General features: G+C 71.3%; 11 protein-coding genes and 1 tRNA gene. 6 read left to right on the top strand and 6 right to left on the bottom strand.

All coding sequences use genetic code 11. The annotated features are described in order from the left end of the window. Nucleotides 1-14: 14 nt before the first annotated feature. Nucleotides 15-143, bottom strand: coding sequence for a DLW-39 family protein (locus tag ACZ63F_RS27895; protein ID WP_003999697.1), 129 nt, complete (start codon nucleotides 141-143; stop codon nucleotides 15-17). Nucleotides 144-494: 351 nt separating this feature from the next. Here ACZ63F_RS27895 and ACZ63F_RS27900 point away from each other — a divergent pair, with 351 nt between their 5' ends. From ACZ63F_RS27900 to ACZ63F_RS27910, 3 genes are all read left to right on the top strand, one after another. Beyond that, a complete protein-coding gene (locus tag ACZ63F_RS27900) occupies nucleotides 495-836 on the top strand; it encodes a DUF6344 domain-containing protein (RefSeq protein ID WP_469714774.1) in 342 nt (113 codons plus the stop codon). Nucleotides 837-1,070: 234 nt separating this feature from the next. Next, nucleotides 1,071-1,859: a GntR family transcriptional regulator gene (locus ACZ63F_RS27905; RefSeq protein WP_352355748.1), complete on the top strand. Its 789-nt coding sequence runs from the start codon at nucleotides 1,071-1,073 to the stop codon at nucleotides 1,857-1,859. Nucleotides 1,860-1,867: 8 nt separating this feature from the next. Continuing rightward, on the top strand, nucleotides 1,868-2,617 hold the full coding sequence (locus ACZ63F_RS27910; RefSeq protein ID WP_469714777.1) for a glycosyltransferase family 2 protein: 750 nt from the start codon (nucleotides 1,868-1,870) through the stop codon (nucleotides 2,615-2,617). Between the two features lie 45 nt (nucleotides 2,618-2,662). On the opposite strand, the gene ACZ63F_RS27915 is transcribed toward ACZ63F_RS27910, so the two are convergent. The 3 genes from ACZ63F_RS27915 to ACZ63F_RS27925 are packed head-to-tail and all read right to left on the bottom strand — an operon-like array spanning nucleotide 2,663 to nucleotide 5,132. Then, nucleotides 2,663-3,652 carry an FkbM family methyltransferase gene (locus tag ACZ63F_RS27915; RefSeq protein WP_469714779.1) on the bottom strand — a complete coding sequence of 330 codons (990 nt, stop codon included), beginning with the start codon at nucleotides 3,650-3,652 and terminating at the stop codon, nucleotides 2,663-2,665. A gap of 3 nt (nucleotides 3,653-3,655) precedes the next feature. Further along, entirely contained in the window at nucleotides 3,656-3,871 is a 216-nt protein-coding gene (locus ACZ63F_RS27920) for a ferredoxin (RefSeq protein WP_351956807.1), read from the bottom strand. 49 nt (nucleotides 3,872-3,920) lie between these two features. After that, nucleotides 3,921-5,132, bottom strand: a complete 1,212-nt coding sequence (locus ACZ63F_RS27925; RefSeq protein ID WP_469714781.1) for an amidohydrolase family protein — start codon at nucleotides 5,130-5,132, stop codon at nucleotides 3,921-3,923. Nucleotides 5,133-5,360: 228 nt separating this feature from the next. Here ACZ63F_RS27925 and ACZ63F_RS27930 point away from each other — a divergent pair, with 228 nt between their 5' ends. The 3 genes from ACZ63F_RS27930 to ACZ63F_RS27940 all read left to right on the top strand — a co-directional run bounded on the left by ACZ63F_RS27930 (nucleotide 5,361) and on the right by ACZ63F_RS27940 (nucleotide 10,877). Beyond that, nucleotides 5,361-5,810, top strand: a complete 450-nt coding sequence (locus ACZ63F_RS27930; protein WP_469714783.1) for a DoxX family protein — start codon at nucleotides 5,361-5,363, stop codon at nucleotides 5,808-5,810. 124 nt (nucleotides 5,811-5,934) lie between these two features. After that, entirely contained in the window at nucleotides 5,935-6,462 is a 528-nt protein-coding gene (locus tag ACZ63F_RS27935; protein WP_469714786.1) for a hypothetical protein, read from the top strand. Nucleotides 6,463-6,806: 344 nt separating this feature from the next. Further along, a complete protein-coding gene (locus tag ACZ63F_RS27940; RefSeq protein WP_469715179.1) occupies nucleotides 6,807-10,877 on the top strand; it encodes an nSTAND1 domain-containing NTPase in 4,071 nt (1,356 codons plus the stop codon). Between the two features lie 255 nt (nucleotides 10,878-11,132). On the opposite strand, the gene ACZ63F_RS27945 is transcribed toward ACZ63F_RS27940, so the two are convergent. Next, a tRNA-Ile gene (locus ACZ63F_RS27945) sits at nucleotides 11,133-11,209 on the bottom strand. A gap of 111 nt (nucleotides 11,210-11,320) precedes the next feature. Then, the gene (locus tag ACZ63F_RS27950) at nucleotides 11,321-12,100 is read right to left on the bottom strand and encodes a DUF3566 domain-containing protein (RefSeq protein ID WP_469714788.1); all 780 of its coding nucleotides are present in this window, start codon (nucleotides 12,098-12,100) and stop codon (nucleotides 11,321-11,323) included. Nucleotides 12,101-12,105: the final 5 nt, after the last annotated feature.

The raw sequence follows: 12,105 nt of genomic DNA on the forward strand, positions 1-12,105 counted from the left end.
TCTGTTGTCGGTACTCACGAACCCGTGGGCACGGAGTCAGTCGCCTCCGTCCACAGATCCTGCTCGGCGCGATCCGCCTGGATCTGGCGGTACACGAGGAGCCCGCCGATGGCGGCCAGTGCGACCAGGAGAAGCTTCTTCACCGCGCGACCTCGTCTCTTCCTTGACGTAGGGGACCTCTGGCGCCCGACTATACACACCGACCGATATCGATCGGTGACCTGGCATCCGACCCTCAACTCCGGTCCGCCGCAAGGCGTTGTACGAGGTCGGGCCACTCCGATCGGAGGGTGATCACACCTCCACGGACGGTTACTTTGCGCCCTCTCGACTGCCTTCAGGGGCGTTTCTTGCGATTTTTCCCACGCCGTGCACCCATCCGTGTGGTGTTCATCAGAACATCGACGCGCCACAGGCCGACGTCCCCCACTTCGCAAGCCCCATACACATCATGAGGAAAGTACGCAAATCGCCCAACCCGAAAGTGAGGGGCCATGGCCCGGAACTCCAAGGTCATGACGCTGTGGACCGCCATCGTCACCGCCTTCCTCGCGCTGTGCACGGCGCTCGGATTCGTCTCCGCCACCACCGCCACCGCGGTACCCCAGACCGAGACCCCGCGCAACAGCACCGGCGAGGACCACGGCACGTCCCGGGTGACGATCCCGGCACAGACCCACTGGCTCTGGTCCCAGGCAAGGTCCCTCCCGCCCACGATGAAGCAGCGGATCCGGGCCGAGGCCCACGGCAAGACCCCCAGCTGCCGGCACCGCCCCCTGGACACCACCGAGTCGGAGACCACGGCCGAACCCCCCGCGGCACCGCTCGACTGCTGATCTCGCAGGCACAGAAGCCGCGGAAGTAACAGACGTAACAGAAATAACAGCAGTAACAGAAGTACTGGAAGTAGCAGAAGTAACAGACGGCTCGGACGCAACGGCGCAGGGCGACTTGCGTACGTACCAGCGCCTACTGCGACACAGACCCGCGACGGGATCGACCCGGCCGCGGGTCTCCGCACGCCCGGACTCGACTCATCAACTCCTCTTGAGGAGTCGTAGCCTGATCATGTGCCCAAGGCGTACGAGGAGATCGCCGACGACCTCCGCCGCTCCATCAGGCAGGGCGAGCGCGAGCCCGGCGCCCGGCTGCCCTCCGAGGCGGAGCTGGCCCGGTACTACCGGCGCAGCGTCCCGACGATCCAGAACGCGCTGCGGCTGCTCAGCGCGGAGGGACTGATCGACAAGCGGCACGGCAGCGGCACCTTCGTACGCCGCCCACGCACCCGCGCGGTCCGCGACAACGAACGGCACCAGTGGGAGAAGGACCGCGCCCTGATGCCGGAGGCCGCCCGGGCCCAGACCGGTGCAACCGAGCGCGAGACCGGCCTGGTCATCGACGACCTGGTCTTCTACGCCCGCTACCGCGAGCTGATCGCGCCCGGCGACCTCGCCGGCGCGTTCGGGGTGCCGGAGGGCACCGTGCTCCTGGAGCGCACCTACCGGACCAGGCACGCCGCCGAGACCGCCCCGTTCAGCCTGGTGACCTCCTACCTCGTCCGGGATCTGATCGCGGCCAATCCGGACCTCCTGGACGAGACCAACGAACCCTGGCCCGGCGGCACCTGGAACCAGTTGCACACCGTCGGCATCGAGGTCGACCGCGTGGAGGAACGCTTCACCGCCCGGCCGCCGACGCCCGAGGAGGCCCGGGAGCTGGACCTGGCGGCCGGCACCTCGGTCATCCTGCTGCGCAAGACGTCGTACGACATCCATGACCGCATCGTCGACATCACCGCCGTCACACTCCCCGGCGACCGCACCGAGCTGCTCTTCACCACACGTCTGGAAAGGTGGTGAGTGCTGCCGTGCCCCGGCGCATCACCGTCGTCACCGCGGTCCACGCGCCGTCGGCCCGCTTTCTGCCCGAGGCCTACCAGTCGCTGTGCGAGCAGCGGCTGCCGGACGGCTGGGAGTGGGAGTGGCTGATCCAGGAGGACGGACACGGCGAAGAGGTCCACGGCTACGTCCCCGACGACGCGCGGGTGTCGTTCCGGCAGGGCCGTGCCGGCGGTCCCGGGGTCGCGCGCACCATGGCGCTGGCCCGGGCACAGGGCGCGTACGTCAAGGTCCTCGACGCCGACGACCAGCTGCCGCCGGGTGCGCTGGGCCGTGACCTGACCGCGCTGGAGGCCCGCCCGGACCTCGGCTGGGCCACCTCACGGGCTCTGGACCTGCTGCCGGACGGCTCCACGGCCGGTTTCCCGGGCGATCCGGAGGAGGGGCCGATCGAGCGCGGGACGGTGCTCGGCCACTGGACGGCGAACGGCTTCCTCGCCCAGGTCCATCCGGCCACCCTCTTCGTCCGCCGCGAGCTGCTGCTGGCCCTCGGCGGCTGGATGGCGCTGCCCGCCTCCGAGGACACCGGGCTGCTGCTCGCCCTGGACGCGGTCAGCCGGGGCTGGTTCTCGGCGGAGGTCGGGCTGCTCTACCGCAAGTGGGAGGGCCAGGTCACCGGCCGTCCCGCCCACACCGACCCGGTGGAACGGGAGGCCCGCATGACGGTCGTGGCGGCACGGGCCCGGGCACTGGCGCAGCTCGGGTGGCGGTACGGGTGAGACGGTACGGCCGGCGTACGCGGCGCGACCGCCCCGCCGCACCGCTCACAGGGTCGCCGCGTCCACGCGCGAGAACACCAGGTCGCTCTCCTCCGTCACCGGGCGGTCCCAGCGGACCGGGACCACCGGTTCGCCGTACAGGGCGCGGGGGTAGCTGTCGGCCGCGTAGCTGTTGGCCAGCCGGTAGACGTGGTAGCCGGCGTCGGTCATGGTGCGCAGCAGGTCGTCCGCGGAGTCGCCCAGCTGGGCCATCCGGTCGGGGGTGACCTCGACGGTGATCTCGGCGTCCGGGCGAAGCTTGTCCAGCAGCGGGGCGAGCCCGCGCACCACCGCGCCCTCGGCGCCCTCCACGTCGATCTTGACGACCCGCGCGGTCTCGATCTCCTCCGGCCGCAGCAGTTCCGGCAGCGGCACGGCCTCGATGTCGAAACTGGACTCGGCCGGGCCGTCCCACGGGACGATGCTGTTGGCGCCCATGTTGCGGGAGCTGGCGAGCACGAAGGTCAGGGTGCGGTGGGCGTCCGAGACGGCGGCGTTGACCGCGCGGATGTTCCGGCAGCCGTTGAGCGCGCTCTGCTGCTCGAGGCGGCGGTGGAAGGCGGGGGAGGCCTCGACGGCCACCACCCGGCCCCGCTCACCGACCAGCCGCGAGGCGAGGACGCTGAAGACGCCGATGTTGGCGCCGACGTCCACGAAGCAGTCCCCCGGGGCCAGCCGGCCGCGCAGCCAGCGGGTCATGTGCGGTTCCCACACCCCGAAGAGGTACAGGTAGCGCTGGATGAGGTCCTGGGTGTCGACCGCGAACCGGTCGCCAAAGAGCGTCTCCACGACGCGCCGCCGGGGGTGGTCGCGCAGGTAGGGGTTGAGCGCGCGGGCCGCGAGGGTCTTGCCCCAGGGGCCCGGGAAGTCACGGACGTAGCGGCGGCCGAGGGTCGCCAGGAGTTCGGTGAGTCGGCCGGGTTCGGTGAATCGACTGGGTTCGGTGAACCGGCCGGGTTCGGTGAATCGGCCGGGTTCGGTGGGGGCGGTGCTCATCCGCTAGTCGGTGACCCTTCGGCCGTTGATCCGGATCGCCTGCGACGGGCAGCGTTCGGCGATGTCCCGGATCAGCTCGTCGTCGTCACCAGGCTCCCCGTACTCCTCGCGTCCGGGCAGGACGAAACCGTACCCGTCCTCGAAACCGAACACAGCGGGTGCCCGGAAGGCACACTCACCCGACCCATAACAGACGTCGGCGTCGACGGAGACCTTCATGCAAGGTCCCCTGCCCAGCCAGGGACCCGCTGAACCGGCGCCGCACCGGCTAGGTGAACGGCAGCTCCAGCATCCGGATCGCGTTGCCGCGCAGCAGCTTGTAGGCGATCTCGGGGTCCAGGCCGCCCACGTGCTCCTGGGCCACCCGCTTGGTCTCCGGCCACGTCGAGTCGACGTGCGGGTAGTCCGTCTCGAAGGTCGCGTTGTCCACGCCGATCGTCTCGATCGCCTCGATGCCGTGCCGGTCCCGGAAGAAGCAGCAGAAGATCTGCCGGTAGTAGTACGTCGAGGGCGGCTCGGGGATCAGGTCCTTCACCCCGCCCCAGGCCCGGTGCTCCTCCCAGACGTCGTCGGCGCGCTCCAGGGCGTACGGGATCCAGCCCATCTGACCCTCGCTGTACGCGAGTTTCAGCCGGGGGAACTTCACCAGGACCCCGGAGAAGAGGAAGTCCATCATCGAGGCCATGGCGTTGTTGAAGCTGAGCGATGCCTGGACGGCGGGCGGCGCGTCGGGCGAGGCGGCCGGCATCTGCGAGCTGCTGCCGATGTGCATGTTGACGACCGTCCCGGTCTCCTCGCAGGCCGCGAAGAACGGGTCCCAGTAGCCGGAGTGGATGGACGGCAGGCCCAGGTAGGTGGGGATCTCGCTGAAGGTGACCGCCCGGACGCCCCGCTCGGCGTTGCGCCGGATCTCGGCGACGGCCAGGTCGACGTCCCAGAGCGGGATCAGGCAGAGCGGGATCAGCCGGCCTCCGCTGTCCCCGCACCACTCCTCGACCATCCAGTCGTTGTAGGCGCGGACACAGGCCAGCGCGACCTCCTTGTCGTCGGCCTCGGCGAAGGTCTGCCCGCAGAAGCGGGGGAAGGTGGGGAAGCAGAGGGAGGCCTCGACATGGTTCATGTCCATGTCCTCCAGGCGGGCCTTGGGGTCCCAGCAGCCGCGCCGCATCTGCTCGCGGGTGATGCCGTCGAGCGTCATCTCGTCCCGCGAGAAGCCGACGGCCGCGATGATGCGCTTGTACGGGAAGAGCAGGCCCTCGTACTCCCACCAGTCGGTGGTCTGGCCCGCGGGGTCGGTGGTGAAGCGGTACTTGCCGCCGACGTAGGCGAGTTCGCCGATGCCGGCGGTGAAGGGCTTCGGCCCCTTGTCGCGGTACTTGCCCGGCAGCCACCGCTCGAAGAGGTGGGCGGGCTCGATCACGTGGTCGTCCACGCTGACCACCCTGGGCAGATCCTGGATGCCGGTCGCGTTCTCTGCCATGCCTACCCCCTGCTGCCTGCGGAGTTCCGAAATTATCTGACGGTCCATCAGATAAACCGTCGGCATTCAGGCTAGGCCCAGGAGCCCGCACCAGCAAGGCCCACCACACCCCGCACCCCGCCCGCCACCCGGAGTTCGTCGCGCCCTGCCTCTTGCGACGCACGCCGCCTTCCGCTGAACTGACGAACCGTCAGACAGTTGTCCACGGGGTTCCGGGGAGGGTGCGTGATGCGATCAGCCTTGCTGAACGGTGCCGAATGGTTCGCGGTGCTCCGCATCGGGCTCGGTCTGTGGTGGCTGGAGAGCTGGCGGCACAAGGACAAGAAGCAGTGGTTCGGCGGCGGGGGCATCCGGTGGGCGGCCGGTGTCGCGGAGAAGCACCGCTGGCCGGTGGTCCGGCGGGGCTTCGACACCGTCGTCGCGCCGCGCCCGCGGCTGATGGCCTACGTCGTGGCCTACGCGGAGCTCGCCCTCGGCCTCGGACTGGCCGTCGGCTTCCTCACCCCGATCGCGCTGGCGGCCGGGTGCCTGCTCAATCTGATCTACCTGGTTCTCATGATCCACGACTGGGCGGAACAGGGGCAGAACCTGATGATGGCCCTGATCTCCCTGGTCGGCCTGTTCGCGATGAACTGGCAGACCTGGTCGGTGGACTCGGCACTGGGACTGTTCGGCTGACCAAGCGGGAGCCCCCGCTGTGGCGCGCCCCGAAGGGGCGCGGGGAACTGCGCGCCCAGCCCCCACGCACCCGCGGCGACCGTCCGGCCGGCCCCAGCACGGCACTCCCCACGAGGAGGCACAGATGACGACCGACCACTCGACGCCGCCCTCCGGCTCCCACTCGACGCCGCCCTCCGGCTCCCACTCGGCGGAAACCCTGAGAATGCTGCACGCGTCCCGCGCCCGCAGCGCCTACGAGCGCGCGGTTGCCGCCTGCCGCCACGCGGGAATCGCCCCCGCCGCCGCCCAGACCGTGCCGACGAGTCCCGTCGGCCGAGCCGCCAACGCCCTCCGGTTGTCGGCCCAGTCGCTCGGCGCCCTCGCCGGCACCGCACCCGACCCGGCGGCGGACGCCCGCTGCGCCCGCAACGCCGCCGCCACCGCGGCGCTGGCCGCACAGGTGGCCGCCTCCCTGGCCGCACAGGCGGACGCCTCCTTGGACGACCGCACGCGGACGGCTTCGGCCCTGCGCGCGGCCCTCACCGCGTCCCAGGCGGCGGCGACGGCGGCCGCCGGCATCGCTGCCGGACGGGACCTGGCCCTGAACGCGCAGGCGGACGACGCGGAGGAACAGGCCGTCGCGGCGGCACGCACCGCGGGCTGGATGTGATCCCGTGCCGTTCGGCACCGGTCCCTCCCCACGTGGGGACCGGTGCCGAACGGCGCGGGAGGTGCAGGACCCCCACCCGGGACCGGAGTCCGGCTCAGTGGCGGGAGTAGCTCGCTTCGTACGCCGCTCCGGCGGAGGGCCGCCGGCCGAAGGTGACCGAGAACGTGCGGTGCCGTGTGCTGTCTCTGCGCAATGCTGGGCTGGTCGGGCTGCCGGGGTGCCCCCCGATCACCGCGTCGCTGAGGCGAAATCCTGCCAGCCGAGGGGCCCGTATGAGGAGGGCATGACGTCCGGTCCAGGGCTTCGCCGCAGGTCAGCCATATAAAGTGGGTTTTCCGGTCCGGATGGCGCGCAACGGGGGAAGTAGGGAGTGGAGAGCCTTGGGTCCCGACGCTGGGGCACGCACAGCTTTCGCGGAACGCCTCGCGTTGCTGTACAGGGAGGCCGGTAATCCTCCGCTCAAGCGCGTCGCCGAGGCGGTCGACCGGCTGCATCGCGTCGACGAGCGGGGCCGGCCCGTGCGGGTCTCCGCCCAGCGGATCAGCGACTGGCGGCGGGCGAAGAACGTACCCGCACAGTTCGTCGCCCTCTCTGCCGTCCTGCAGGTCCTGATCCCACAGGCCCGTCGTGCCCAGCCGACACCGGTGTCCGGCGGACTCTACGACATGCTCCAGTGGCAGAAGCTGTGGGAGCGGGCCGTGGCCGATCCGGTTGGCGAACTGCCCGCTTCGGAAGCGGCCGAGGAGACGGAACGGCCCCCGTCGGTCGACAGCGTCTGCCCGTACCGGGGTCTGGCCTCCTACCGCCGTGAGGACGCCCGCTGGTTCTTCGGCCGGGAGCGCAGTACCGACGCGCTGGTCGCCCAGCTCCGTGCCGCGGAGTCGGGCGGTGGCGGCCTGGTGATGCTGGTCGGCGCCTCGGGCGCGGGAAAGTCCTCGCTGCTGAACGCCGGTCTGGTCACCGCGGTCCAGAGCGGCGCCCTGGCCGACGAGGGGGACCTCGACCGCCCTCGCCGCATTCTTCACCTCGTCCCAGGTACGGACCCCGTGAAGGAGCTGACCCGCCGCCTGCCCGAGCTGGCAGAGCAGACGGGGACCGGAGAGGCCACGGCCGGCTCAGCCATCGATGTTTCACGTGAAACACGACCGCCCGCGCAGACCTCTGCGGCTCCGGCTCCTCCAGCCCTTCAGGCTCCTCCAGCCCTTCAGGCTCCGCCGGCCCGCCCGGTCCTGATCGTCGACCAGTTCGAGGAGACCTTCACCCTCTGCACCGACGAGGCGGACCGGCGCTCCTTCGTGCAGCTCCTGCACGCGGCCAGCACCCCCGTCGCCCCCGGCGAACCGGCGGCCGCCCTCGTCGTCCTGGGCATCCGCGCCGACTTCTACGAGCAGTGCCTCGACTACCCGGAACTGGCCGATGCGCTCCAGCACCGGCACATGGTGCTCGGCCCGCTGACCACCACCGAACTGCGCGAGGCCGTGACCGGTCCGGCCAAGGCCGTGGGCCTGGAGCTGGAACCCGGTCTCGCCGAGCTGATCGTCCGCGAGGTGAGCGCGGACGGCCCACGTGGCGCCCACGACGCCGGTGTCCTCCCCCTCCTCTCCCACGCCCTGCTGGCCACCTGGCAGCGCCGCAAGGCGGGCCGGCTGACACTGGCCGGTTACCGGGCGGCCGGCGGCATCCAGGGCGCCGTCGCCGCGACCGCCGAACGTGCCTGGTCGAGCCTGGACCCGGCCGCCCGCAGCGCCGCCCGGCTGCTCCTGCTCCGCCTGGTGCGGCTCGGCGAGGACACCCAGGCGACCCGCAGGCGCGGCACCCGACGCCAGCTGGCCGCGGAATCCACCGACCCGGACAAGACGGAGGAGTCGCTCGAAGCCCTGGTCCGGGCCCGGCTGGTGACCCTCGACGCCGAGACCGTGGAGATCACCCACGAGGCGCTGCTGCACGCCTGGCCCCGGCTGCGTGACTGGCTCGACGAGGACCGCAACGGCAATCTGCTGCGCCAGCGCCTGGAGGAGGACGGCCGGGCCTGGGACGAGTCGTCGCGGGACTCCGCGCTGCTCTACCGGGGCTCCCGTCTGGAACAGGCCCACACCTGGGCGAAGTCGGCCGGTGACACCTTCCTGACCCGCAGCGCGGTGGAGTTCCTGGCCGCCTCGGTACGGCTGCGCCGGCGCACGGTGTGGATCAGCCGGGCCGCCGTGTCGGCACTGGTCGTGCTCGCGGTACTGGCGGCCGGTTCGGCCGTGATCGCCCGGCAGCAGCGGGACGACGCGGTGTTCGAGCGGGTGGTCGCGGAGGCCGACCGCTTCCAGTACTCGGACCCGTCGCTCTCCGCCCAGCTCGACCTGGTGGCCCACGACCTGCGCCAGGACGACGAGGGCGCCAACAACCGCCTGATATCCATCGTCAACGCCCCGCTGGCCACCCCGCTGCTCGGCCACACCGGCGCCGTCTACCTCACCACCTTCAGTCCCGACGGCAAGGTCCTGGCCACCGCCGCCTACGACCGCACCGTCCGGCTGTGGGACGTCAGCAACCCGACCCGGCCGAAGCCCCTGGGCAAGCCCCTGCTCGGCCACACGAGCTGGGTCTCCAGCGCGGTCTTCAGCCCGGACGGCAAGACCCTGGCCAGCGCCGGCGACGACGGCACCGTACGCCTGTGGGACGTCTCCGACCCGCGGCACCCCACCTCCCTGGGCACACCGCTGGCCGGGCACGACGGCACCGTCTATCTCGTCGCCTTCAGCCCGGACGGCAAGACCCTGGCCGCCGCCGACGAGGACCACACCGTCCGGCTGTGGGACGTGCACGACCCGCGCCACCCCGCCTCGCTGGGCACCCTGACCGGCCACGCCGAGGCCGTGCGCTCCATCGCGTTCAGCCCCGACGGCCGCACCCTCGCGGCCGGCAGCGACGACAACTCGATCCTCCTGTACGACCTCTCCGACCCCCGCCGTCCCGAGCGCGTCGGCGCTCCGCTCACGGGACACACCGCGACCGTGCACTCGGTGGCCTTCAGCCCGGACGGCCGGACTCTCGCCAGCGGCAGCAAGGACGACACCGTACGGCTGTGGGACGTCAGCGACCCGACACATGCCAAGGCCCTCGGCGCGCCGCTCACCGGCCACACCGGGCCCGTCTGGTCGGTGGCCTTCAGCCCCGACGGCTCCATGCTCGCCGCGGGCAGCGCGGACTCCACGGCCAGCCTGTGGAACGTCGGCAACCCGGCCTTCCCCTCCCAGGTGGGTGAGCCGCTCGCGGGCAGCAGCGGTGAGATGTACGCCGTCGGCTGGAGCCCCGACGGGCACACCCTCGCGACCGGCAGCGGTGACGGCAAGGTGCGGCTGTGGTCGATCCCGGGTTCGGACATGACCGGCGCGGCGGGAGCGTTCAGCCCGGACGGCCGGGTCCTGGCCACCGGCGGCGGCGACAGCAGGATGCGGCTGTGGACCATCACGGATCCGTCCCGGCCCACCGTGCTCGGCAAGCCGTTCACGACTGGGTCGCGGGACCTGCGGTCCATGGTGTTCACCCGGGACGGCCGCACGCTGATCATCCTGACCAGCGAGAACAACCTCAGCTGGGTGCAGCTGTGGAACATCTCCGACCCCGCGCACCCCGCCCAGTACGGTGCGCCGGTCCGGCTGGACACGCGGTACGCGGGGGCCGAGGCGCTGGCGCTGAGCCCCGACGGCCGGACGGTGGCCGCCGACTACGACGACCGCACCGTCCAACTCCTGGACATCAGCGATCCCGCCCACCCCACGCGGCTCGGGGAGCCCCTCAAGGGCCACACCGGCTACGTCAACGCGCTCGTCTTCAGCCCCGACGGCGACACCCTGGCCAGCGGCAGCGCGGACGGCACCGTACGCCTCTGGAACGTCTCCGACCGGACCCGCGCAAGGCCCCTGGGCGGCCCCCTGAAGGGCCACCTGGGCCCCATCAACACCCTCGCCTACAGCCCCGACGGCCACACCCTGGCCAGCGGCAGCGACGACGACACGGTCCGCCTCTGGAACGTCTCCCACCCGGCCCACGCGACCCGGCTCGGCTCCGCCCTCACCGGTCACACCGAGGCGGTGGTCTCCCTGACGTTCAGCCGCGACGGCAGGACCCTGGCCAGCGGCGGCAACGACAACACGGTCCGCCTGTGGAACGTGTCGTCTCCGTCCTCGGCCCACCCCATCGGCCAGTCCATGAGCCCCAACGCCAAGACGGGCAACTTCCTCTCCTTCAGCCCGCGGAGCAACATGCTGGGCGTCTCCAGCGGCGCCGACACGGTCCGGCTGTGGAGCCTCGATGTCGACCAGGCGGTCAACCGCATCTGCGCGGTCACCCGCAACGTCCTGACACCCGCCAAATGGCGCGAGTACCTCCCCCGTCTCGCCTACGACCCGCCCTGCGATACCTGATCCACTCCCACCCCTGACCGCACTTGAGTGATCCCGATCACAACTGCTCACGACGGTCGAGAAGTTGACTCCCGCCGCACAGGCCACCTTGTTAGGCTGGCCACAACCCGGTCGCTGGTGCATCCCCCGTCGCCAGCGGCCGGGCCTTTTCATGCCCGGAACCGGCTGGGAACACCACGAAGACGACCAAGACGACGAAGACGACGAACACCAAAGCGAAGACCCCCGATCCAATCGGACCGGGGGTCTTCGTGCTGGTGGGGCTAACAGGATTTGAACCTGTGGCCTCATCCTTATCAGGGATGCGCTCTAACCAACTGAGCTATAGCCCCGCCGCGCTCTGCGGTGTATGTCCCGCGCGCTGACTCCTGAAGATTAGCGCACGACCGGGGCAGTCCCAAAATCGGTTGTCGGGGGATCGTCAGGAGAGGTTTGGACCGGCGTTACTCGTCCTCGGCCAAGGTCAGCTCGACGCCGCCGACGAACCCCGCGGAGAGGTTGTAGATGAACGCGCCGAGGGTCGCCAGCGCCGTCGCGAGGACGACGTCGATGACCGCGATGATCGCCGTGAACGTCAGGACGTGCGGGAGGGAGAGGAACGACTGGAGGTCGAAGCCGTTCGACTCGTTCGAACCGGTTGCCTCCGAGATCGTGCCGCCGACCGTCGAGAACACGCCCATCGCGTCCAGGACCATCCACAGCACCGCCGCCGCCACGATCGAGCAGATGCCCAGCGCGATGGAGAGCAGGAAGCTGACCTTCATCACCGACCAGGGATCGGCCTTGGCGACCCGCAGCCGGGCCTTGCGGGTGCGCGGTGCGGTGCGCGCCCCGGCGGCGCCCGTGCGCGGCCGCCGTACGCCCCCCGCGGGCGCCTGGGCGGCCTGCGCCGCCGGATAGGCCTGCGGCGGGTGGTAGGGCCCGGCGGGCTGCTCTGCACGCCGTTCCCCGGGCAGCGGGGAGGCCCCCTGCTGCTGCGCGGGCGCCGGCCGGTCGCCCGGCGCGGCCGTCCCTCGGGTGTCGGTCACGGTTCCCCCCTGCGCTCCCGGTGCGTCGGACGCGGGCGCCTTCGCGGGCGCCTTGATCGCCTTCAGCTGGGTCGTGTGCGTGTCCGCCTGCTGCGGCGCACCGCCCCCGTCGGACGCGGCGGAGCCACGGCCGCCGCCGTCCGCATCCGTACCCGTCGAGGTACCGGCCGATCCGGCGCCCGTGGCTCCGCTCACGATGA

The organism is Streptomyces sp. NPDC104761 (genome assembly GCF_055583445.1).

What these genes read in the sequence shown, in the direction of transcription:
- ACZ63F_RS27915 (WP_469714779.1), bottom strand. Translation starts at nt 3,652, where the DNA reads ATGAGCACCGCCCCCACCGAACCCGGCCGATTCACCGAACCCGGCCGG.
- ACZ63F_RS27920 (WP_351956807.1), bottom strand. Translation starts at nt 3,871, where the DNA reads ATGAAGGTCTCCGTCGACGCCGACGTCTGTTATGGGTCGGGTGAGTGT.
- ACZ63F_RS27930 (WP_469714783.1), top strand. Translation starts at nt 5,361, where the DNA reads ATGCGATCAGCCTTGCTGAACGGTGCCGAATGGTTCGCGGTGCTCCGC.
- ACZ63F_RS27925 (WP_469714781.1), bottom strand. Translation starts at nt 5,132, where the DNA reads ATGGCAGAGAACGCGACCGGCATCCAGGATCTGCCCAGGGTGGTCAGC.
- ACZ63F_RS27935 (WP_469714786.1), top strand. Translation starts at nt 5,935, where the DNA reads ATGACGACCGACCACTCGACGCCGCCCTCCGGCTCCCACTCGACGCCG.
- ACZ63F_RS27900 (WP_469714774.1), top strand. Translation starts at nt 495, where the DNA reads ATGGCCCGGAACTCCAAGGTCATGACGCTGTGGACCGCCATCGTCACC.
- ACZ63F_RS27940 (WP_469715179.1), top strand. Translation starts at nt 6,807, where the DNA reads ATGGCGCGCAACGGGGGAAGTAGGGAGTGGAGAGCCTTGGGTCCCGAC.